Raw genomic sequence first — 22176 nt, 5'->3', positions numbered from 1 at the left:
GTCCGAAAACCGAGAGCGCCGAAAAGCCTTAGCCGCGGAATGTGTAGGACGGAACGAGTCCCCACAGGACGATTGTGATGAGCATATCGAGCAGAATAATTACCACGAGACTGGCCCGCACTGCCCGGCCGCTCGCAACACCTATGCCCGAAGGACCACCGTCGGAGAAGAAACCGTAATAGCAATGAATAATCGTGACTACCGCGGTGAATATCAGCACCTTGATGGTGGCGAAAACAATATCTCGGGGATCGACGAACTGAATGAAATAGTGGTTGTAGGTGCCGACGGACTGCCCCTTGGCCACCGTGACGAGCACCCGGCTGACGATGAAGCTCAGCAACAATGTCACCAAGAAGGCCGGAACAACGCAGAGCATTCCGCCGATCAGCCGTGTTCCCACCACAAACGGAATCGAACGGATGCCAAGCGCCTCGAGCGCATCCAGCTCCTCCGATGACCGCATGGCACCGACCTCCGCCGTCATGCGGCAACCGGCTTGCGCCGCAAACGCCACCCCGGCGGCGATGGGCGCCATCTCGCGCACACTCGCCAGGCCGCCAACGGCACCGGTAAGCGCACCGAACCCCACGGTGTCCAGTCCGGCGTAGGTCTCGATCGCCATCACCGCACCGATCGCGAACCCCAGCAACAGCATGGTGGACACCACGCCACCGCGGACCAGCACACCACGCCCCCACGCCAAGTTGTGGAGCACGCTCAAGGTTTGCTTGCCATAGACCCGGAGCGTCGCGGGCAGGTACCACAACGACTGTCCGACGAAAATGACGAAGCGCCCCAGGTTGGTGAGCCAGTCTTCGATCGGCCGCACCACAGTCCGCTCCACGAACGACGGTGCGGGGTCCGGGGAATGAGCTGAGTCCGTGCCCACCACTGACGCCATCATGCCGAGGGTCCAGCGGCGAATATGTTCTGGACCTTTGTCAATGCCAAAACCGTGAACACACTTGCCACAATGCTCAGTACCACCGCCGCGTTCACCGACTCGGCCACTTCACGCGGGCCACCACGTGTCTCCATGCCCCGAAGACTGCTGATGATGACTACCAGCAACCCGCTCACCAACACCTTCACCAGCGCGAAGATCAAATCGGTGGTGGTCGCGTAGGTTCCGAACGACGACCAGAAACTGCCCGGGCTTACGTTGCCAAAGGTGACCGCGACCATGTACGCAGAGCCGATTCCGGCGAGGATGACGGTCGCCAGAATCATCGGCGCGACGATGAACATCGCGAGCAGTCGCGGGACCACCAGGCGCTGGACGGGGTCGATACCCAGCACACGCATCGCGTCAATTTCCTCACGCACCGACCGAGTGCCCAGATCGGATGCGATGGCCGACGCCGCGGCACCGCCCATCAGTAATGCGGCACAAATGGGTGCACCCTGGCGCAGGATGCCAATGCCGGCCGCGGCTCCTGTCATGGATTGCGCACCGACGTCGTTGAGCAGACCTCCGATTTGGAGATTGACGATCACACCAAAGGGGATCGCCATCAGCAGTGCCGGAAAGGCCGTAACCGTGTACAAGAACCACGCCTGCTGGATCACGTCGCGCGCCGGCAAACGCCACCGCACCACATCGGTGACGAGATGACGCAGCGCCGATGCCGCAAGCGTCGCCGTCCGCCCCAATGTTGAGAAACTCGATCCAAAGGTTCGTGTCGACTCATGATCGGTACTCGTGGAATCGGCTTTCACGGACCGACTCTAAGCTACCCGAACACATCGGACAACCTTGACGACCAGATTATTCCTATTCAAGTAATAAACAAAAGAAATACCAAAATTTGGGAGCCGAGGATGATTATTCAGTAGCTGGCAGTCGACGTAAGTGGCGGCTACAGTCATCACAAATGCGCGTCGCTTCGGAGGTCACCGTGAAAGCATCTGGACGTTTGGCGACCGGAATTGTCTGCGTAACCCTGATGACGACTGGCATCGCCTATGCGCCGGAGGCGCGTGCCTATGACTCCTGGTGCGATCTGATCGAGACACATGCTCCCGGCATCGCCGTAGCGTCAGAAAGGATGCGTGGCGCGTACACACCTCGCGACGTCGACAGACTGGTCGACTACTACGGGAAGGTGATCCCGCAGCTCAATACCGTTGGCTATGCGACATTCTGGTACCCCAACGTCTGGGGCAGTCCAGACATTCGTCCGCAGACCCGGGATCTGATGGCAGCGATGTTCGACCTCCAGAGCACGGTGATGGACGGCCGGCCGGCGGCGAGCCAGGTGCAGACAGTCGACGATTCGATCGCGGTGCTCCATGGCGAATGCGCAGGCAAACGCGGCCTTCCCCCACGCGATAGCTGAAATAAACCTTCCGCGTTCATAAAGAAGCCAGAGGAGCTGCTGTGGCACGTTCGATAGCAATGAGGCTGGGAGGAATCGGGATCGCCATTGCGATCCTTCTCCCCGCGCTGGCGGCCCGAGCTTGGGCCGACGAGGCCGAGCACACCGTCCGCTATGTGGTGACCGCCGATGGCGACCGCGAGGTCACCATTCATTACCGGATCGCTTCTCCTACAGAAAACTGGGCCGGGACGCACTACGAGAACTTCTGGATCGGTCCCGACAACCCCTGGGAGGCGACCACCACCCTGGACGACCCGTACGGGGACGCGGCCTATGTCTCGGTGCGAAACATCTGGTGGAATCCCAACTTTCGCTGCGAACTATGGGTCGACGGCAAGCTCGCCATGAAGGGCGAGGGGTATTGCAGTCTCAAGGGCAAGCAGCCCCGCGGATAGCCGCTCCCCCGACTCATCCCGGATTCCTGATGCTCTCGTAGATCCGCGGGAGCCCATCGGCGCGATATCCGGCGTCGATCTGCTGCTGAATCAGACTCTGCACCATGGCTATTGGTTGAGCACCGATATCCAACGCGGCCGTCGCCTCGATCATCTTGGCCAGGTCGGAGAACTCAAGACTCTGCTGCCCGGGCGCCGCGTAGTCGCCGCCATCCACCACCGCGGCATATTCGGCGAATCCGGCCGTCATCGCCGACAACCAGGCAGCGGATCTCTCCGCGAACTCGCGTGCAGACACCCCCGCAGTACTCACCATGGCGGCGCCCTGAAAGAAGCCAGCGAACATGACGTACATCCCAGCCAACAGCGCCAGGTCGTACAGGGACGCCAGACCCGCGTCGGGACCGAAATATGAACTGGTTCCCCAGGTATCGAAGATCTCGCGGTAACGCTCAAAGGCTTCGCGCGAGCCGCTGTACAGGATTTCAGATCCCGGGCCGCCGATCATGGCCGGCACGGCCATGATTCCGCCGTCTAGGTACTCGATGCCCGCGGCCGCCGCCCACTGCCCCAACTCACGGGCCTCGTCTTGGTTGGTGGTGGTGAGGTTGACCACCGCACGGCCTCGCAGCTGGGACACCACGGGGTCCAGGGTTTGGTGGACGGACGCGTGATCGAAGAGGCACACCACGATGACCGGTGACGCCGCCACGGCTTCCTCGACGGTGTTGGCGACGGTTGCGCCCGCCAGTTCACCCGTCCTGCCCGGCGTACGGTTCCACACGGTGACCGAAGTGCTCGTCTTCGCGACGGCGGCGGCAAGCGTCCGCCCCATCTCGCCGAGGCCGAGGAACGTCACTGATGTTGTCAAGGTCATCGGCCCATCGTGGGCGCGAGGCCGCGCGCCGGCAAGTACGCACCTTCACGTGCCCTACGCACTCCGAGGTAAGCATCCTGGTAGACCGAACGGTTCGAGAGTCGTTGTGACACAGATCTACTGGCGCGTGTAGGTCGGCCCCTCCGGCAACAGTTGCTTATCGACGAGCTTGTGCCAGCGCCGTTGCCGATAACGAAAGATCGCCGCCGCACCTCTGACGGCCAGCGCGGTCAGGGGCCCCGCGTCGATGTCGATCGAATCGCTGTAGCGACTATGCCCCTGCCCGGCCGGTTCCACGTGCAGGGTGTGATTCCAGGTGCGCAGGATTCCGCCGCGCTCATTGGTGCGCACGGTGCGGGTGTCCTCGTTGACCTCAATCACGTGAATGGTGTGGCGGTACAACGGAATCAGATGGAGCCCCCACAGCCACGCGGTACCGTGCTCGCCCACCCGCATGGGCTCGGTGCGCCCTGACAGCGCGGGAATGCCGAACAGGCCGCGACACAGGTACAGGAAGGTGCCGGCATATTGCATGGCACTCCACACCCGCTCGGCGTCGGTGGGTAGTTCAGTTTCCAGGTAGACGGTTTTCATCCACACTCCCTTCCATATTGCCTGGTCAACCACTATTATGAGTAATTACTCGCATTATCGGTACTCGCTTTTGAGGAAGGCGCCAGCATCATGTCCAGCACCCGGCTACAGCCACGCAAGCAGCCGCGACAGGACCGCGCGGAAGCGACCCGGCGAAGCATCCTGGATGCCGCTGCTCACGTTTTTGCGGACTTCGGTTATGCCGCCGGGACCACCAATCGCATCGCCGAGCAGGCAGGCATTTCGATCGGGTCGCTGTATCAGTACTTCCCCAACAAGGATTCGATCCTCGTCGAGCTCATGAACGCGCACACCAGGGAAGGATTTGCGGTCATTCAGCGGCATCTCGCCGCGGGGCTACCGGATTCGATCGAAGACACCCTGCGCATCTTCGTCAGAGCCGTCATCGACAACCACCGTGACAACCCCAGGCTGCACAGAGTGCTGTTCGAGGAGGCGCCACGCCCACCGGAGTTCCTGGCGATGCTGCACCAGTCGGAGAATGCCGTTGTGGCGGCGGCCGAAGCGCTGCTGGCCACGCACCCCGATGTCCGGGTAGCCGAAACAGCCACGGCGGCAAGGATGGTCGTCGCGACCATCGAGTCATTGGTACACCGCCTGATCGCAGGTCCGCGTCCCATCGACCCGCGATCGTTCGAAGACGAGCTGGTCGGCATGCTGACGCGATACCTGACCGGGTGAGGATCAGTGCAGATGGTCGGCGATCTGCCCCTGCTCGCCGAACAAGACGGTGTTCCACTTCTCGACGAGCGCGGTGTTATCTACCTCGTCAGGATGAAAATCCTTGCGGCTGTAAGACAGTAGTCGACGAAAGACCTCACCCGAGAAGAAGGGCGATCGGAACAATCGGGCAACGCTCCGGAAGAAGATCCTGGGGTTGTAGAAATCCGGGTCCCGGACCAACGACATGAACGACGCGCACGCGGCAAGGCTGAAGAACCCGAATGTGGTGAACAACATTACGAGTACCCGCATGCGATCGGTGCCGCCAACAGCCGTGTAGACATCGAACGCCACCGCCCGATGCTCGGATTCCTCCAAGGCATGCCATAGGAGCATGGACCGCACCTCGCCCTGCCCCAGCATCTGTTGAGCACCTTCGTCGGACAGGAGCGTCTCGGCGAGGATGGCGGTGTAATGCTCAAGCGCCGCGGTCATCGCAAGGCAGTACTTGGCCGACGAGTAGCGGGTGCGCGCTTCCAGTCCCCGACGGGTCGCTCGATCGATGAACGCGGCCGGATAACCCATCTCTTGCAGGCGCTCGTTGAGCTCGCGATGCTCACGACTGTGCGTGGCCTCCTGGCCGATGAAGCCGGCGACCTGCTTTTTGAGCTCCGGATCGGTGATCTGGTCGGCGACCGCACGCACCGATCGGATCATGAACGCCTCCCCCTCGGGGAACGCCGCCGACAGCACCGACACCACGTGACTCATAGCCAAGTCGTCCTGCACATAGTGGCGCCCCATGGAACCGGCCGGATAGCGAAATGTGATCCGTCTGGTCCTGATGTCCCGTTCCACCATCACTCACCTAGTGCAGATGGCCGGTCAGCTGTCCGTTCTCCCCGAAGAGCTCGGCATGCCATTTTTCGATGAGTTCGGTGTTGTCGGAATCGTTGGGGTGGAATCCCGGGCGGTTGTATTCACCGATACGGCGCCGCACCTCGCGGCTCAGGAACGGCAAGTGCCGCAACGCCACAATGCTTTTCACCAACCGGACGGGGTTGTAGGCGGCCCTGTCACGCAACAGTGAGATCAACGTCTCGAAGAATGTGGTGTAGATGAACGCGATGGTTGTGCGTCGCATCACCCAGATACGCAACCGCTCGCTGCCGCCGACGGCGCGGTAGACGTCGAACGTGACGCAGCGATGCTCGGCCTCCTCGAAGGCGTGCCAGAGCAGCATGGACCGCACCTCGCTCTCACCGAGCATGTCCAGGGCACGCTGATCGGTCAGCAGGGTCTCGGCGAGTACGGCGGTGTAATGCTCCAGTGCGGCGGTGACGGCCAGCGTGTAGATCGGCGGATAGTTCCGGGTCTGGAAGTTGAAGATCCGGCGAGCGAGGCGCTCGACGAAGGCGGTGGGATAACCCATCTCCTGTAGGCGCTCGTTGAGTTCACGATGCTCACGCCCGTGGGTCATCTCCTGGCCGATAAAGCCGGCGACCTGCTTCTTCAGCTCGGGATCGGTGATCTGGTCGGAATAGCGCCGGACCGAGCGGATGAAGAATTCTTCACCCTCAGGGAACACCGCCGACAGCATCGCCATCATGTGGCTTGATACCAGGTCACCCTGCACGAAATGACGTTCCAGCGAACCCGGCTGATAGCGAAACTTGATACGGCGGGTCTTGATAGGCCTGTCCATACTCAGCTTCCCACTACCCCGCAATGACTGATCTCGGTTGGCCTTCCACTGAACACTGCCAACGTGGCTCAGGGTACCGCAAGCCGGTGGCGTCCCGATGACTCATGGCTTGACATATACCTATATAGGTATATGTTCTGTTCATGGCCCGCACCCCCACGACAGCAGACGCATTCAATGCGATCGCCGAGGCGAGCCGACGTGACCTCCTCAGCGCCATCGGCACCGGCGAGGTCACGGTGAACGACCTGGTGTCACAAACCCGAATGGGTCAACCCCAGGTGTCAAAACACCTGGGGGTGCTCCGCGCCGTCGACTTGGTACGGGTGCGCTCACACGGGCGAAATCGCTTCTATCGCGTGAACGGCGCGGCCCTGCGTCCCGTCCATGACTGGGTCGCCGCATTCGAACGCACCTGGAACGAGCGCCTCGACCGGCTCGACGCACTTCTCACCGAACTCAAGGAGGAACAACCATGAGCACCCGCTATGGCAGTGCCACAGTCGAATTACCCTCAGATACAACGATTCTCATCACCCGAGCATTCGACGCGCCCGCCGCGCTGATCTTTCGGACGCTCACCGAACCGGAGCTGGTCAAGCGCTGGTGGGGATTCGAAGACGCCCAGTGGCAGGTCTGCGAGATCGATCTGCGGGTCGGCGGGACCTGGCGGTACGTGGTGCGCCAGCCGTGTGAATCCGAGCCGGACATGGAAGTCGCCTTCCACGGCGAGTATCGCGAGATCGACGTGCCGTGCCTGCTGGTGAGCACCGAGGTGTTCGAGGGAATCCCCGACGCCGAGGCACTTGTCTCCACCACCCTGGACGAACGTGATGGCGTCACCACGATGCGCGTCCTGGTGCAGCACAGCTGCAAGGAACATCGCGACGGACACGTCGCCTCCGGTATGGAGGTCGGCATGCAGGTGAGCTACAACCGCATCGAAGACCTGCTGGGCGAGCTCACCTAGCCCACGGCGGTGAAATAGTGCGCCCGCGGTGCGCGTTGCAGCCACGGTGACCAACCAATTCACGTTCGAATACATCGCCAAGAACCCGCAATGGGTCGATGAGCAGATCGACGTCTACGAATCCAGCGGCGGTGTCGAGGGCACCACGTTGGAGGGCATCCCCGTGGTGATCCTCTACACGGTCGGCGCGAAGTCGGGACAGATCCGCAAGGCGCCGCTCATGCGCGTCGAACACGAGGGCATCTACCTGGCGGTCGGCTCGATCGGCGGCGCTCCGAAGAACCCCGCATGGGTCGCGAACCTGCGCGCCAACCCCGTCTTCGAGCTGCGCGACGGTGAAAACGTGCAGACCGTCCGCGCCCAGGAAATCGCGGACGACACCGAGCGTGCGACCTGGTGGGAACGTGCCGTGGCGGCCTTCCCGCCCTACGCGGAGTACACGACCCGCACCACACGGGTGTTCCCGCTGTTCACGCTCACTCCGGTGAGTTAGCGGCCGCCTTCTTGCGTTCGATATCGGCCAGCGCCTCGGCCAGCTGCGCACGCTGCGCGGCCGAGGCGTCCCAGGCCACCTTCCGGTTCTTGACGACCCTGGCCGGCGCGCCGACCGCGATCGAGTAGTCCGGGATGACGCCCTTCACCACGGCGTGCGCGCCGAGCACACAGCCGCGCCCCACGATGGTGTCGCGCAGGATCGTCACCTTGGTGGCGATCCAGGTGTCCGGCCCGATGCGCACCGGAGACTTGATGATGCCCTGGTCCTTGATCGGGTACGTGATGTCTTCCATCCGGTGGTCGAAGTCGCAGACATAGCACCAATCGGCCATCAGGGCCGAGTCGCCGAACTCGATGTCGATGTAGGCGTTGACGACGTTGTCCTTACCGAAGACCACCTTGTCACCCAGGCGCAAGGAACCCTCGTGGGCGCGCAGCGAGTTCCCGTCGCCGATATGCACCCAGCGGCCGATCTCCATCCGCGCCAACTCGGGCGTGCAATGGATCTCGACGTTCTTGCCGAGGAACAGCATGCCGCGCGTGACGATGTGCGGATTGGCGAGCTTGAACTTGAGCAGTCGCCAGTAACGCACCAGGTACCACGGTGTGTACGCCTTGTTCGCGATCACCCATCGCACCGAGGCCTTGGTGAGAAATTTGGCTTGCAACGGGTCCCGTAGGCGCTGTCCGCGCCACCGCTTGTGCAGGGGAGCGCCCCACATCGTCGTCATGGCCGCACAGCCTACGGGACGCGGCGGAGGGCACACGCTACCCTGCGATGGGCCGGACCGCCCCCTAAGGAAGGAGTGCCTCACCGTGCTTTCCCGGGCACGAGTACTCGCGAGCATTGCCCTCGCGGCGCTCCTCACCGTCAGCGGCTGTTCCGGCGACGATTCCTGGATCAACATCAAGGCGGCACCCGGATGGTCTGCCACCTACGCCGACGCGCACAACAGCAGCTACACACCCACCGAGGGCGCCCGCGAGCTGACCCTGGAGTGGAGCCGGAACACCAAGGGCCAGATACGCAGTGCCGCCGCGATCGGCATCGACAATTTCATCGCGGTCAGCGCCGACACCCCGTCCGGCTGCACGCTGATGGAGTGGGAGAACAACAGGGCCGCGCGCCAGCGCTGGTGTACCCGGATGATCACCGGGAGCCCATGGTCGGGCCCCCTCGCCGATGGCTACAACAACCTCTACATGGGCCAGCCCGGTGCCGTGGTCTCGTTCCCGCCCACCCAGTGGATCCGTTGGCGCAAACCCGTTATCGGCGCCCCCACCACGCCCAAGATCGTCGAGCCCGGCCGGCTACTGATCGTCACGCACCTCGGCCAGATACTGATCTTCGACGCCCAGCGCGGCGACGTCGTGGGTACGCCGATGGATCTGCTCGAAGGGGTCGACCCGGCCGATCCACGTCGCGGTCTCGAGGATTGCGAAGCGGCGCGGCCCAAGTGCCCGGTGTCGGCCTCCCCGGCCTACGACCCGGACACCGGCACCATCGTCACCTCTCTGTGGCAGCCGGACAAACCGGTGCCGGTGCTGTTGGGAATCACCTACGACGCCGACGGCAGAATCACCCTGAAACACAAGTGGGCCAGCAAGATCATCGACGAGGGCGTGATCGGCTCTCCCGTCATGTCCCATGACGGCGAAACGGTCTACATCAACGACCGCAAGGGCTCGCTACACGCGATGCACACCTTCGATGGCAGCCAGAAATGGTCGGTTCCCTTGGGATTCAACGCAACGACGCCCCCCTCGGTTGCTCCCGACGGAACCATCATCGCCGGAACCGGCGACAAGGCCACCCTGGTGGGCATCAAGGACTCGGGCAGCAAGGGCGAGATTGCCTGGCGTCGTGACGATCTCGTTCCGCTCTCGACGTCGAGTCAGGCAGCCGGAAACGTAGGCTATGCCGTGGTCAAGGACGGAGACAAGGGCTTGGCCCTGGTGGTGTTCAACACCCCGGACGGAGCCACCATCAATCGTTATCCACTGCCGGACGCCGCAGGCTTCCCGGTGGGGATTTCCATCGGACCGGACCAACGCGTCATCGTCACGCTGAGCGAGGGTCTGGTGTACGGATTCCGCCCGGGGACCTAGCCTCGCAAACGAAAGCTTTAGCGCCACTGTCCATTCGGGTAATGACGACCGACAACGCCACACGGCCACGCAACTTCAGCCTGGTACGCAGCACCGCCGGATCAACATCGATCCCGCGGACGGTGATCTCGACCGATCCGCAGTCCCGGGCGGCGAGCGCCTGGCGCAATCGCTTCTCGCTGTAAGGCAGCGAATCGAGCACCCGGTAGCCCTGCATACCGGGTGGTACCGAATTCCCCGACAGGTAGGCAATGTGGGAATCCAACTGCCACAAGCCATGTCGCGCGGCATAGTGCCGCACCAGACCGGCCCGCACCACCGCGCCATCGGGATCGATGATCCACTCCCCTACCTCGGCCACCGCGCAGTCATCGGGGTCCGCATCGGTCAGCTGGTAACCGTCGCCTGCTGTCAGGAGCACGGTGGCGCGACGGCGCACACGAGCCAACCCCGCCGACCACAGGCACGCCTCTCGCACGCCACCGTCGAGCGAGACGACCTCGATCTCGCCGTCAAAGCCCGTCTGTTCGCGCAACTCGACAAAGTCCAGTCCCGGAGCGCATTTGACCACCACGTCGCGATCGGCATAGGTTCGCAACACGGCGTCCAGGGGCGGTGAGTACGCAGACGGATCGAACCGGCGGCGTCCGCCGGAGCGGCGCCCAGGATCGGCGATCACCACCTGCGCGCGACTGGACGGCGCCAGCGCATCGGCCCGACACACCAGGACCCGTTCGCCAATGTTGTGACGCGCCATCGCCGTTCGCACCGGGTCGATGTCGCTGCCGATCACCACCGCGGCGACCCCATCGAGCGCGGCGAGTTCGGCCCCCACCGAACACGTGACATCGTGCACCACCAAGCCGGCCAGCCGCGCAGCCCGATGTCTGGCCACCGCGGCCGGGGTCGCCTGTTGCAGCGCATCGTCGGTGAACAGCCAGTGATCTACCGCGCCCAGCTTGGCTGCCGCCTTACGGCGCAGCTGCACCGTCTGCGCCAAGACCGCGGCCCGATCGCCGAACTCGGAGCGCAATGCCGCGGTGTCGGCCACCAGCGTGCCCGCAGAAAACGTGTACGCGGACGCAGACGCCAGATCCGCGGCGCCCGCCTCCGACGACAGATATGCGACGCCGGAAAGGTCGAACACCAGCGGTTATCGCGAGATTAAGACGGCTTGATCCCGGTGATCATCACGTTGTAGTACCAGCCCTTCGGCACCACGTGACGCCACACGTTCTCGTCCACCCAACTGAGCGCCTTCCAACCACCGAACGCGAACTTCGCCCAGCCCCAGCCCAACTTGCCCGGGGGCACCGTCGACTCGAACGTGCGCACCGGCCACCCCAACATGGCGGCGGTGAATTCCTCACTGGCGGTCCGTACCGCGACGGCGCCGGCATTGGCGGCCATCTTCTCCAGGTCGGCCGGATCGAAGGTGTGCAGGTCGACGACCCATTCCAGGGCCGCGGCACGCGAGTTCTCGTCGAGCTCCTCCTGCGGACGCCGCCAGCTCTCCAGTCCGGGCAGCTTCATCGCCTGGACCGTGGCCTTCCACGTCAGATTCGCGAGCGCGCGGGCGTACAAGTTCCCCACGGTGGTGGGCTCGCCGGCGAAGATGAACCGTCCACCCGGCTTGAGCACCCGCAGCACCTCACGCAGCGACAGCTCGACATCGGGAATGTGATGCAGCACGGCGTGGCCCACCACCAAATCGAAGGTGTTGTCGTCGTACGGAATCCGTTCGGCATCGGCGACCCGGCCGTCGACATCCAGGCCAAGCTCCTTGCCGGTGCGGGTCGCGACCTTGACCATGCCCGGCGACAGGTCGGTGACCGAACCACGGCGTGCGACGCCCGACTGCATCAGGTTCAGCAGAAAGAAGCCGGTGCCACAACCGAGCTCCAGGGCGCGGTCATAGGGCAGCTCGCGCTGATCCTCGACGGGCACGATGGCGTCGAACCGGCCGCGGGCGTAATCGATGCAGCGCTGGTCGTACGAGATGGACCACTTCTCGTCGTACGTCTCCGCTTCCCAGTCGTGATAGAGAATCTGGGCGAGTTTGTTGTCCTCAAAAGCGGCAGCGACCTGCTCGGCAGTCGCCTTGGTCGTCGGCTCGGAAATCTCCGTCATGGCCGTCAGCCTAACGCCTGGTTAGGCTCCCCTGAACCGGGCCGTCCCTGGGCCGATCTCCAGCTGAGCGGCCACCCCGTCCACACGGTCCTGTGTCGCGAACACCTGGCAAAACAGCTCGCGTTCCCTGCCCAGTCCCTCGGCCAGCGGACTGTCGAATCCATGGTCGATGGCCTGCTTGGCAGCGGCGAGCGCCACCGGCGGTCCATCAACGAAACGTCGCGCCCATGCCGCCGCCTCGGTGTACACATCGTCGGGTGCCACGATCTGATCCAGCAGGCCCAGCCGGTGCGCCTCTTTGGCGTCCACGAAGCGGCCGCTGAAAACCATCTCCTTGGCCCGGCTCAGACCCACCACCCGAGCTAATCGAACGGTCCCGCCCCCGCCGGGGATCATGCCGACGAGGATCTCCGGTGAACCCACCTTGGCGTTGTCGCCCGCGATCCGCCAGTCGGCCGCCAGCGCCAGTTCCAGGCCGCTGCCCAGCGCATATCCCGTGATCGCGGCGATTGTGGGCTTGGCCAGCTCCGCCACCGCGGTGAGTGCGGCCTGGCGGTCACCGGCACTGCGCGCCATCTCGTCGGCGGACAACTCCGAAAGCTCGGCCAAATCGTCACCGGCGCAAAAGATTTCATGTCCGCCGTAGACGATGACAACCCTGATGTCTGCACGCGCGTTCACTTCGGCGGCGGCCTGCGCGAGTTCGCGGTACATCTGCCGGGTGAACGCGTTGGTCGGCGGTCGCGACAGCGCGATGGTGCCGATGCCTGGATGCTCGGCCGCGGTGCGCACCGAGACGAATTCGGGCTCGGTCATGACAGCTCCGGTCCTGTCGCCTCGGGAACCTCGACCGCACCCTGCCGGGCCGCTTCGTACCGGTCCACGTCATCGAATTGAACGAACCACCGACCGTCCTGCTCGGTCAGCGTCGGCATGATCGGAGCAATGCTCCGCGCCACGCCCAGCACCTCGGTGACCGTCGCACCGGAGGAGGAGACGGCATCGAGCTGCGACCAGGTGGGCGGAAGCAGGAAGCTGCGCCGCTCGGTGAATGCCGCGATGGCGGCCTCCGGGGTTTGCCACCCCGAGGCGACGGCCTCGGTGTTGTCGCCGTCGGCGTCCTGCCCGGCGGGCAACGCCGCCACGAAAAAGAACGTGTCATAGCGGCGCGGCTCGGCCTCCGGGGTGATCCAGTTGGCCCACGGACGCAACAGGTCGGCCCGCAAAAGCAGGCCTTCGCGCTGCAGAAATTCGCCGAACGACAGCGTCTTGTCCGACAGGTCATGACGTGCCTGGCGGTAGGCCGCCGCGTCCCCCACGATCTCGGTCTCCGAGGTGCCCGCGAACAACACTCCGCACTCTTCGAAGGTCTCGCGAGCGGCGGCACACACCAACGCCGACGCCAGCTCGGGTGTGACGCCAAACTGCCCCGCCCACCAGTCGACGTCCGGGCCCACCCACGGCAGGTCGGCGCGCAGATCGCGGCCGTCCACGCCACCGCCCGGGAACACGGTCATCCCGCCGGCAAAGGCCATGGCGTTGTCGCGGCGCATCAGAAACGCCTCGACGCCAACGGCGCCGTCGCGAATCAATACGACGGTGGCCGCGGGTTTCGGCTCAGGTGGTGTCACTGCTGTCATGGGGAGACTTCCTTGCTGTGCGCGCTAGTGCGCACGGTGGGCGGCCCGGGCGCGGGCGCGTCGCGCGAAGTAACGTCCGTCGATCATCTCAACCACGATCGACTGACCGAACGCATGGGACAGATTCTCACTGGTCATGACGTCCGCCAGCAGACCCTGAGCGATGATTCCGCCCTCAGACAGCAACAACGCATGACTGAAACCGGGCGGGATCTCCTCCACGTGGTGGGTCACCAGAACCATGGCGGGTGCGTCCGGGTCGGCGGCAAGCTCGCCCAATCGTGCCACCAATTCCTCACGCCCACCCAGGTCCAAACCAGCGGCCGGTTCGTCGAGAAGCAGCAGCTCGGGGTCGGTCATCAGCGCACGCGCGATGAGTACCCGTTTGCGTTCACCCTCGGACAACGTCCCGTACGTACGTTCTGACAGATGCTCGGCGCCAAGGGTTTCGAGCATGTCCACCGCACGCGCCGTGTCCATCTCCTCGTATTCCTCGCGCCAACGCCCGAGCACCGCGTATCCGGCCGAGACCACCAGGTCGCGGACCACCTCGTTATCCGGGATCCGCTGGGCCAGCGCGGCAGAACTCAGGCCGATCCTCGCCTTGAGTTCCGAGACGTCGACCCGGCCCAGTCGCTCCCCGAGGATCGCCGCGTAACCAGACGTGGGGTGCTCCATGGCCGCAGCGATCCGCAGCAATGACGTCTTCCCGGCACCGTTGGGGCCGAGAACCACCCATCGTTCGTCGAGCTCGACCGACCAAGTGACCGGGCCGACCAGCACCTTGCGATCGCGGCGCAGCAGCACATCGCGGAAATCGAGCAGAAGGTCCGGATCAATTTCGGGGTCATGCTGTTCGCGCAAGCGCTCATCGGCCACTGGGCCATCGTGCCGCATCGCGCCCGGCGAGCGGTGAGCGGGAGCCATCTCGGGAGTCGTCTCCGACATGCGTCCAAACCCGTATCGCGTATCCTCAGTCCTACGTCAGCAATCTCGGAGGGGACTCTAGGCAACCACATGACAAACGATTTCGATCCGGATCCCTACCTGGACACGGTGCAGAGCATCGGGCTTGCTAACCATCGACTCATCGCTCAGCTCGATGCCGAGGCAACTAATATTCAGCAACGTGCATCTGATGGCGAAGATCGATCGTGGATATGGGATGACCTCAAGGTATGGCGTCGCCGAGTTGATGCGTTTCACTCCCAGTTGCGCCGCGATACCACAGCCCTGGGACGCTTGATCGATGCCAATCGGCGAATAAGAGGACTGGATCAAGACACCGATAGCAGCACTTCAAAACTTGATTTCTCGGTGGAGAGCAACCGCAATACGCTCCACCCCTTCAAGGATTCGCGATCCCAGGAGGAGTTCGTATCCAGGCTTAACCGGGTCTTCGCGGTACTGCACTCGCCCGGACGCGGGCCATATTCGAACAGCGAATTTCTAGTATTCATGCGAACCGGGGGCACCGTGGTCTCGGCGCCCTATCTGTCACAGTTGCGGAACGGGCAGCGCGGGCGGCCTTCGCTGCAGGCGCTGGAAAGCATCGCCCACGCCTTTCGGATCGATGTCCGTTACTTCATCGATAGTGGCTACGCCGACAAGCTTGAGGCAGATCTGGCGGCACTCGAACTGGCCCAGAACCCGGCGCTAGCCGAGCTGACATCAAAGCTGCTCGAGCTGCCGCCCACCATCAGCGATCAACTGCTCACCGAGGCGGAGTCGTTCGACCGGCGCAATCAGGCAGCGACGCCCTGAGGCGAATCCACCGACGCGGAGCGTGACTCGGCATCGCGCTGCGTACTCAACACCGAACCCCAGCCGCTGACGGCCAGCAGCCGCCGCGGCACCAACCGCAGTACGAGCTGGATGAGCGGCCCGATACCCAACGCGTAGAGCACGGTTCCCACGCCCACGTTCCCGCCGAGCAGCCACCCCGTCCCCACCGCAAGCACCTCGATGATGGTCCTGATCAGCCGCACGGATCGACCGGTGCGGTGCACCAGTCCAGTTGTCAGTCCATCGCGAGGCCCGGGACCAAGCCCTGCGCCGACGTAGAGCACGGTCGCGATGGCATTGAGCGCCACACCGCCGATCAGGAACGACACCCGGATCGCCATGGACGGCGACTCCGGTAGCCAAGCAAGGGTGCTGTCGACGGCGATCGCAATAACGATGATGTTGGCGATGGTTCCGATACCAGGCTTGTTGCGCAAGGGGATCCACATGAGAAGCACCACGACCCCGGTCACCGCCGAGGCGAGCCCGATGCTCATTCCGGTACGCATCGACAATCCCTGATGGAACACATCCCACGGATCCAAGCCCAGTCCGGCGCGCACCATGAGCGCCATCGACACCCCGTACAGATACAGACCCACCAGCAGCGCGGTGCCACGCGCACCCCAACCAATCCATTTTCCGGTCACGACACAATTTTCCCGGCCAACTGGCTTGTCATTCAATAGCCAGTTGAGCCACACTGGCTTTTATGCCCGATCGCGTGGTTACTGCCGAGACCCTGGCCCGTCACCTCGGCCAATGGCGCACCGCCGGCTCCGCAGGTCCCGCGTACGGAGCACTGGCGGACGCGATCAGGCTTCTCGTCATCGACGGGCGGCTGCCCTTAGGCGCCCGCATACCGAGCGAACGAGCACTATCGAGCGCCCTTCATGTCAGCCGCACCACCGTGACCACCGCCTACGCCGAACTGCGTGAGAACGGATACCTGCGCGGCCGCCAGGGTGCACGCAGCACCACCGCTCTCCCCGGTCCTGACCCGTCACATTCGGCCACAACGGGATTGATGGGCCCCATGGTTGATCTGCAAAATGCCGCCACCGCCGCGCCGGCCGCGGCGGTGCTTGACGCCTACCAGGTGGCGTTGACCAAACTGCCCGCGCACCTTCGAGGAATCGGTCATGAATTGGTGGGCATTCCGGAACTACGCCCCCGGATCGCTGAGCAGTTCACACGGCGCGGACTGCCCACGATCGAGGACCAGATCATGGTGACCTGCGGCGCCCAGCAGGCCATCGCACTACTTCTCGGCGCCTTCGTCGATCCCGGTGACAGAGTTCTGGTGGAGCAGCCGAGTTATCACGGCGCGCTGGACGCAATCACCCAACGCGGTGCACGTCCGGTTCCCGTACCGATGCATACGCACGAGCGTGAATCGGGCTGGGACATGGCGGGTATGGAGACCACCATCCGCCAGACGGCCCCAAATCTGGCCTACTTGGTGCTGGACAACCACAATCCCACCGGCCTGACGATGCCGCTGGCACAGCGAAAGGCTTTGGCCGACATCATCTCCCAGACCAGGACCCGCACGGTTGTGGACGAGTCCCTCGTCGGGGTCTGGCATGAGGCGCCGACGCCCGCGCCGATGGCCTCGCTGGTATCCCGTCCCGATCTGGTGGTCACCATCGGATCGATGTCAAAGTCCTTCTGGGGCGGCATGCGGGTCGGCTGGGTTCGCGCCGACCGCACCACCATCGCCCGGCTCGCCGCGGCACGTGCGGCCATGGACACCGGAACCCCGATCCTTGAACAGCTGGCCGCCGCCGAGCTCTTGGAACGTGCGGACGAGGTGGAGGCCCTACAGCGTGAAACTCTTCGCGCGCGCCGCACGCTAGTGGTGGCCGAGCTGCACCGTCGGCTCCCCGACTGGGAGCTACAGGAAGCCGAAGGCGGGCTGTGTATCTGGGCCCGGCTGCCGGCCCCGATGAGCACCGCGCTTGCCGCCGCGGCCGCACGCCTCGGCGTCCGTATCGCCGCCGGCCCACGGTTTGGGGTGGGTGGGTCGCTGGAACGCTTTGTGCGGGTGCCGTTCACACAGCACGACGATGAGTTACTGCGCGGTGTGGAGTTACTGGCTCAAGCCTGGCACACCGTCACCGGCGCTCTGCCGATTACCGATTCGACGATGGTGGGCTAACGGCCGCCCCGCTCGGCCGGGACGCTCAGTCGTCGGGGATGTTGACGCGGCGCACGCCACCGTCGACGGCATCGGCGGCCTCGATCTCGGCGCGGGTGATACCGAGGATGAACAGCACCACGTCCAGATATGGCTGGCTTACCGAGGCGTCGGCTACCTTCCGCAGTGCCGGTTTGGCATTGAAGGCCACACCGAGTCCCGCCGCGGAAAGCATGTCGATATCGTTCGCACCGTCTCCGACGGCGACAGTCTGCGCCAGCGGAACGCCGGCCTCATAGGCGAACTGGCGCAACGCCTTGGCCTTACCGGGACGATCCACGACCTCCCCGATCACCCGGCCGGTGAGCTTGCCGTCCACGATCTCCAGCACATTGGCAGCCACGAAGTCGAGAGCCAGCTCATGGGCCAGTGGATCGATCACCTGCCGGAACCCACCCGAGACCACACCGCACGAGTAGCCCAGCCGACGCAAGGTCCGGATGGTGGTGCGGGCACCTGGGGTGAGTACCAACTCATCGGCGACTTCATCGAGCACCGATTCGGGAAGCCCGGCCAAAGTGGCCACTCGCTGATGCAGCGATTCGGCGAAGTCCAGTTCTCCGCGCATGGCGGCCTCGGTGATGGCCGCGACCTGTTCACGTGCGCCGGCCCGATCGGCCAGCATCTCAATGACCTCACCCTGGATCAGCGTCGAGTCCACGTCGAACACGATGAGCCGCTTGGCGCGCCGGTCCAGGCTGCTGTGCTCGACCGCGATATCCACCGGCTCGTCAACCGCCACCTGGGCCATGGCGGTGTGCAGATCGACATCGGTGAGCTGGTCTTGCGGGACGGTAACTCGCAGTTCCAAGCCCGTCACCGGGTAGTCGGCGATGCCACGGATCAAGTCGATATTGATCCCCAGAGCGGCCAGCTCCCGAGCCACCGCGGCAAACGCGCGCGCCGTCACCGGCCGGCCCAGTACCACGATGGTGTGCGTCGAGGGGTCCTTGATCACCGAGCTGTCCCCGCCGAATTCGACGTCGACATTGAACCCGAGGGTGTGCATGGCCTCTTCGAGTTCGTCTTGCAGCGCTTCGACTGCCTCGCTGCGGCCCTGCGCCTTGACCAGCACCCCGAGCGTCAACTTGCCGCGGATGACGACCTGTTCGACATTCAGCAGCTCGACACCGTGGCGGGATAACACCGCCATGAGCACCGAGGTGACACCGGGCTTATCGGCTCCGGTGACGGTGACAAGAACCGTGACGCTAGGTATCGCCACCTGCTACTTGTGACCGCCACCCACGTGCGCCTCGGCACGCATGCGTTCGGACATGTGCGGGTAGTGCAGCTCGAACGCCGGGCGCTCCGAACGGATCCGGGGCAGCTCAGAGAAGTTGTGCCGCGGCGGCGGGCAGCTGGTGGCCCACTCCAGGGAGTTGCCGTAGCCCCACGGGTCATCGACCGTGACCACTTCGCCGTAGCGGTAGCTCTTGAAGACGTTCCACAGGAACGGCAGCGTCGAGGCTCCCAGGATGAAGGCACCGACCGTCGAGAACGAGTTCAGGAAGGTGAAGCCGTCGGTGGGCAGATAGTCGGCGTACCGGCGCGGCATGCCCTGGTTGCCCAGCCAGTGCTGCACCAGGAATGTGGAGTGGAAGCCGATGAAGGTGAGCCAGAAGTGGAACTTGCCGAGGCGCTCATCGAGCAGTCGGCCCGTCATCTTCGGGAACCAGAAGTAGATGCCGGCGTAGGTCGCGAACACGATGGTGCCGAAGAGCACGTAGTGGAAGTGCGCGATCACGAAGTACGAGTCGGTGACGTGGAAGTCGACCGGGGGCATCGCCAGCAGCACGCCGGTCAGACCACCGAAGAGGAAGGTGACCAGGAAGCCCACCGAGAAGATCATCGGGGTCTCGAAGGTCAACTGCCCCTTCCACATGGTGCCGATCCAGTTGAAGAACTTGATACCGGTCGGAACCGCGATCAGGAACGTCATGAAGGAGAAGAACGGCAGCAGCACGGCGCCGGTGGCGTACATGTGGTGCGCCCACACCGCGATGGACAGCGCCGCGATACCCAACGTCGCGTAGATCAGCGTGGTGTAACCGAAGATCGGCTTACGGCTGAACACCGGGAAGATCTCCGAGACGATGCCGAAGAACGGCAGCGCGATGATGTACACCTCGGGGTGTCCGAAGAACCAGAACAGGTGCTGCCACAGCAGAACACCACCGTTGGCGGGGTCGAAGACATGGGCGCCCAGGTGGCGGTCGGCAGCCAGACCGAACAGCGCGGCGGTCAGCAGCGGGAAGGCCAGCAGCACCAGCACGCTGGTCACCAGAATGTTCCAGGTGAAGATCGGCATCCGGAACATCGTCATGCCGGGGGCACGCATACACACGACCGTGGTGATCATGTTGACGGCGCCCAGGATGGTGCCCAGACCACCGACGGCCAGGCCCATGATCCACAGGTCGGCACCGGCACCCGGCGAGTGGATGGCATCGGTCAGCGGCGTGTAGGCGGTCCAGCCGAAGTCGGCGGCACCACCGGGGGTGATGAAGCCGGCGATACCGATCAGGGCGCCGAACAGGAAGAGCCAGAAGGAGAAAGCGTTCAAACGCGGGAAGGCGACGTCCGGGGCGCCGATCTGCAGCGGCAGCACCACGTTCGCGAACCCGAACACGATGGGCGTCGCGTAGAACAGCAGCATCACGGTGCCGTGCATGGTGAACAGCTGGTTGAACTGCTCGTTGGACAGGAACTGCAACCCGGGCACGGCGAGCTCGGCGCGCATGAACAGCGCCATCAAGCCACCGATGAGGAAGAACGCGAAGCACGCGACCAGGTACATGATGCCGATCAACTTGTGATCGGTGGTCGTGAGCAAGCGATAGATCAGCGTGCCCCGTGCGCCCATACGGGGCGGGAACGGGCGGCTGGCCTGCAATCCACCAATCGGGGGTGCTTCGGCGGTCACGGCTCCTCCGTTTCCTTGTAGCGCGCAGTCGATCTAGTGACTGCATGTCTGCCGTGAATCCTAGCCCGCGTCACCCCCGATCGCGGAGCGGGTCCTACACAGAGTCGTACTTGGGGTCGAATCTGAACCATCCGAACGTGGTCACCGGGCCCTTTCGCGGTCCTACCCGCGTGTTCGTGACCCCGCCCGGTAAGTTCAGACGGGTGCAGACAGTGAGGCTCAAGGGGGCCGCAGCCACGTTGGCAGCACTCCTTTCGGTGACGGTGGCGAGCTGTACCGAGAAACCCACCAATGAGACCCCGAGCCCCCTGGCCACCAGCACGACGAAGATCGCCGGCGCGGGAGTGCTGGGTAATGCACGCAAGCCCGACGAGTCCTGCGCGAAGGATGCCGCGGCCGTCGACCCGTCCGCACCGCGCGAGGTACGCCATGCCCAGGGCGAGACCGAAGTTCCCGAGGACGCCAAACGCATCGTGGTGCTGGATGCCGGAGCGATCGACACGCTGTGCGCGTTGGGATTGCAAGACCGGATCGTCGGCGTGGGGCTGGCGGACCGCGCCACCGCTCCCCCGTCCTACCTGGGCACCACGATCCACAACCTGCCCCCGATCGGCCCCATGACATCACCGGACCTGGCCAAGATCGGGGCCGCCAAGCCCGACCTGATCCTGAGTTCGGCCGGCGATCAGAATTCCTACCTCGACCTGAGCGCCATCGCACCCACCGTGATCGTGTCGGGACACGACCTCGCCGAGCACGTTCGCCTGGTGGGCAAGGCCACCAGGCGAACCGCCGACACCGACAAGTTGTGGGCCGGGTTCGTCGACGCCGCCAAAAAGGTGGGGCGCGAGAACGACGCCACCCATTTCCAGGCCTCGATTGTCCAGTTCACCGATCAGACGGTGCGGGTGTACGGCGCCAACAACTTCCCCGCTTCGGTGCTTGCCACCGTGGGACTGGATCGCCCTGCCACCCAACGGTTTACCGATACCCCGTTCGTCGAGATCAGCACCGAGGACTTCACAGCGGCCGACGGCGACATCGTCTACGTCTCCTTCACCAGCCCGTCGGCCAAGGATCGCGCCGCGCGGATTTTCGGCACCAAGCCCTGGATGGCGCTCGGCGCCACACACGACAACCGGGTGTTCGCGGTCAACAACGAGATCTGGCAGACCGGGGACGGAATCGTCGCGGCGCGCGGGATTCTCGACGACTTGCAGTGGGTCAACGCGCCCATCAACTAGCTCCCCCGGTCGCACCGCTCCGGCCCGATGCCCCAGGC

General features: G+C 64.2%; 25 protein-coding genes. 10 read left to right on the top strand and 15 right to left on the bottom strand.

The genetic code is table 11. The features are described from left to right. Positions 1–28: 28 nt before the first annotated feature. Together BKG76_RS18600 and BKG76_RS18595 are read right to left on the bottom strand one after the other, a co-directional pair. Positions 29–904: an MlaE family ABC transporter permease gene (locus tag BKG76_RS18600; RefSeq protein ID WP_083338089.1), complete on the bottom strand. Its 876-nt coding sequence runs from the start codon at positions 902–904 to the stop codon at positions 29–31. Beyond that, positions 904–1722 (bottom strand): MlaE family ABC transporter permease, encoded by an 819-nt coding sequence (locus tag BKG76_RS18595; protein ID WP_070938900.1) that lies wholly within the window; start codon positions 1720–1722, stop codon positions 904–906. Before BKG76_RS18595 ends, BKG76_RS18600 begins: the two co-directional genes overlap by 1 nt. Before the next feature lie 155 nt (positions 1723–1877). Between BKG76_RS18595 and BKG76_RS18590 the strand changes: the two genes are divergently transcribed. After that, positions 1878–2342 (top strand): hypothetical protein, encoded by a 465-nt coding sequence (locus tag BKG76_RS18590; RefSeq protein WP_070938899.1) that lies wholly within the window; start codon positions 1878–1880, stop codon positions 2340–2342. A gap of 41 nt (positions 2343–2383) precedes the next feature. Continuing rightward, on the top strand, positions 2384–2779 hold the full coding sequence (locus BKG76_RS18585) for a hypothetical protein (protein WP_131815827.1): 396 nt from the start codon (positions 2384–2386) through the stop codon (positions 2777–2779). Positions 2780–2792: 13 nt separating this feature from the next. Here BKG76_RS18585 and BKG76_RS18580 read toward each other — a convergent pair whose 3' ends face one another. Together BKG76_RS18580 and BKG76_RS18575 are read right to left on the bottom strand one after the other, a co-directional pair. Continuing rightward, positions 2793–3656 carry an NAD(P)-dependent oxidoreductase gene (locus tag BKG76_RS18580; RefSeq protein ID WP_070938897.1) on the bottom strand — a complete coding sequence of 288 codons (864 nt, stop codon included), beginning with the start codon at positions 3654–3656 and terminating at the stop codon, positions 2793–2795. 117 nt (positions 3657–3773) lie between these two features. Continuing rightward, positions 3774–4250, bottom strand: coding sequence for a hypothetical protein (locus tag BKG76_RS18575; protein WP_070938896.1), 477 nt, complete (start codon positions 4248–4250; stop codon positions 3774–3776). Between the two features lie 90 nt (positions 4251–4340). On the opposite strand from BKG76_RS18575, the gene BKG76_RS18570 reads away from it, so the two are divergent. After that, positions 4341–4952: a TetR/AcrR family transcriptional regulator gene (locus tag BKG76_RS18570; protein ID WP_070938895.1), complete on the top strand. Its 612-nt coding sequence runs from the start codon at positions 4341–4343 to the stop codon at positions 4950–4952. A 3-nt stretch (positions 4953–4955) separates the two neighbouring features. Here the strand turns inward: BKG76_RS18570 and BKG76_RS18565 are convergent, their stop codons facing one another. Both BKG76_RS18565 and BKG76_RS18560 read right to left on the bottom strand, forming a co-directional pair. Then, on the bottom strand, positions 4956–5792 hold the full coding sequence (locus BKG76_RS18565) for a metal-dependent hydrolase (protein WP_070939359.1): 837 nt from the start codon (positions 5790–5792) through the stop codon (positions 4956–4958). A 10-nt stretch (positions 5793–5802) separates the two neighbouring features. Then, positions 5803–6639 (bottom strand): metal-dependent hydrolase, encoded by an 837-nt coding sequence (locus tag BKG76_RS18560; protein ID WP_070938894.1) that lies wholly within the window; start codon positions 6637–6639, stop codon positions 5803–5805. Between the two features lie 143 nt (positions 6640–6782). Between BKG76_RS18560 and BKG76_RS18555 the strand changes: the two genes are divergently transcribed. The 3 genes from BKG76_RS18555 to BKG76_RS18545 are packed head-to-tail and all read left to right on the top strand — an operon-like array spanning position 6783 to position 8102. After that, positions 6783–7118 (top strand): ArsR/SmtB family transcription factor, encoded by a 336-nt coding sequence (locus BKG76_RS18555; RefSeq protein ID WP_070938893.1) that lies wholly within the window; start codon positions 6783–6785, stop codon positions 7116–7118. Further along, positions 7115–7609, top strand: a complete 495-nt coding sequence (locus BKG76_RS18550) for an SRPBCC family protein (protein ID WP_070938892.1) — start codon at positions 7115–7117, stop codon at positions 7607–7609. The genes BKG76_RS18555 and BKG76_RS18550 overlap by 4 nt, the downstream gene beginning before the upstream one ends. Positions 7610–7655: 46 nt before the next feature. After that, a complete protein-coding gene (locus tag BKG76_RS18545) occupies positions 7656–8102 on the top strand; it encodes a nitroreductase family deazaflavin-dependent oxidoreductase (RefSeq protein WP_070938891.1) in 447 nt (148 codons plus the stop codon). Here the strand turns inward: BKG76_RS18545 and BKG76_RS18540 are convergent. Then, complete coding sequence (locus BKG76_RS18540; RefSeq protein WP_070938890.1) at positions 8086–8835, bottom strand: acyltransferase; 750 nt, start codon at positions 8833–8835, stop codon at positions 8086–8088. The genes BKG76_RS18545 and BKG76_RS18540 overlap by 17 nt on opposite strands. An 85-nt stretch (positions 8836–8920) precedes the next feature. Between BKG76_RS18540 and BKG76_RS18535 the strand changes: the two genes are divergently transcribed. Further along, a complete protein-coding gene (locus tag BKG76_RS18535) occupies positions 8921–10213 on the top strand; it encodes an outer membrane protein assembly factor BamB family protein (RefSeq protein WP_070938889.1) in 1293 nt (430 codons plus the stop codon). On the opposite strand, the gene BKG76_RS18530 is transcribed toward BKG76_RS18535, so the two are convergent. Genes BKG76_RS18530 through BKG76_RS18510 form a run of 5 tightly spaced genes read right to left on the bottom strand, consistent with a single transcriptional unit; the run spans position 10167 to position 14880 of the window. Then, entirely contained in the window at positions 10167–11360 is a 1194-nt protein-coding gene (locus BKG76_RS18530; RefSeq protein ID WP_083338088.1) for a THUMP-like domain-containing protein, read from the bottom strand. The two genes, BKG76_RS18535 and BKG76_RS18530, sit on opposite strands and share 47 nt — an antisense overlap. Positions 11361–11377: 17 nt before the next feature. Continuing rightward, a complete protein-coding gene (locus BKG76_RS18525; protein WP_070938887.1) occupies positions 11378–12343 on the bottom strand; it encodes a class I SAM-dependent methyltransferase in 966 nt (321 codons plus the stop codon). Positions 12344–12364: 21 nt separating this feature from the next. Then, complete coding sequence (locus BKG76_RS18520) at positions 12365–13159, bottom strand: enoyl-CoA hydratase (RefSeq protein ID WP_070938886.1); 795 nt, start codon at positions 13157–13159, stop codon at positions 12365–12367. Continuing rightward, positions 13156–13983, bottom strand: a complete 828-nt coding sequence (locus BKG76_RS18515) for an NUDIX hydrolase (RefSeq protein WP_070938885.1) — start codon at positions 13981–13983, stop codon at positions 13156–13158. The genes BKG76_RS18520 and BKG76_RS18515 overlap by 4 nt, the downstream gene beginning before the upstream one ends. A 24-nt stretch (positions 13984–14007) precedes the next feature. Next, positions 14008–14880 carry an ABC transporter ATP-binding protein gene (locus tag BKG76_RS18510; protein WP_070939358.1) on the bottom strand — a complete coding sequence of 291 codons (873 nt, stop codon included), beginning with the start codon at positions 14878–14880 and terminating at the stop codon, positions 14008–14010. Positions 14881–15000: 120 nt separating this feature from the next. Here BKG76_RS18510 and BKG76_RS18505 point away from each other — a divergent pair, with 120 nt between their 5' ends. After that, complete coding sequence (locus BKG76_RS18505; protein ID WP_070938884.1) at positions 15001–15747, top strand: helix-turn-helix domain-containing protein; 747 nt, start codon at positions 15001–15003, stop codon at positions 15745–15747. Here BKG76_RS18505 and yczE read toward each other — a convergent pair. After that, positions 15729–16418 carry a membrane protein YczE gene (yczE, locus tag BKG76_RS18500; RefSeq protein WP_070938883.1) on the bottom strand — a complete coding sequence of 230 codons (690 nt, stop codon included), beginning with the start codon at positions 16416–16418 and terminating at the stop codon, positions 15729–15731. The genes BKG76_RS18505 and yczE overlap by 19 nt on opposite strands. Before the next feature lie 62 nt (positions 16419–16480). Between yczE and yczR the strand changes: the two genes are divergently transcribed. Then, positions 16481–17929, top strand: a complete 1449-nt coding sequence (yczR, locus tag BKG76_RS18495; RefSeq protein WP_070938882.1) for a MocR-like transcription factor YczR — start codon at positions 16481–16483, stop codon at positions 17927–17929. A 25-nt stretch (positions 17930–17954) separates the two neighbouring features. On the opposite strand, the gene serB is transcribed toward yczR, so the two are convergent. After that, positions 17955–19187: a phosphoserine phosphatase SerB gene (serB, locus tag BKG76_RS18490; protein ID WP_070939357.1), complete on the bottom strand. Its 1233-nt coding sequence runs from the start codon at positions 19185–19187 to the stop codon at positions 17955–17957. A gap of 9 nt (positions 19188–19196) precedes the next feature. Continuing rightward, positions 19197–20894 carry an aa3-type cytochrome oxidase subunit I gene (gene ctaD / locus BKG76_RS18485; protein ID WP_070938881.1) on the bottom strand — a complete coding sequence of 566 codons (1698 nt, stop codon included), beginning with the start codon at positions 20892–20894 and terminating at the stop codon, positions 19197–19199. 170 nt (positions 20895–21064) lie between these two features. Between ctaD and BKG76_RS18480 the strand changes: the two genes are divergently transcribed. After that, positions 21065–22138, top strand: a complete 1074-nt coding sequence (locus tag BKG76_RS18480; protein ID WP_070939356.1) for an ABC transporter substrate-binding protein — start codon at positions 21065–21067, stop codon at positions 22136–22138. Positions 22139–22176 lie beyond the last annotated feature (38 nt).

The organism is Mycobacteroides franklinii, assembly GCF_001853795.1.
Classification (GTDB): Bacteria; Actinomycetota; Actinomycetes; order Mycobacteriales; family Mycobacteriaceae; genus Mycobacterium; species Mycobacterium franklinii.
Note: the sequence above shows the minus strand (reverse complement) of the source record. Positions and strands in the feature narration are given on the sequence as shown.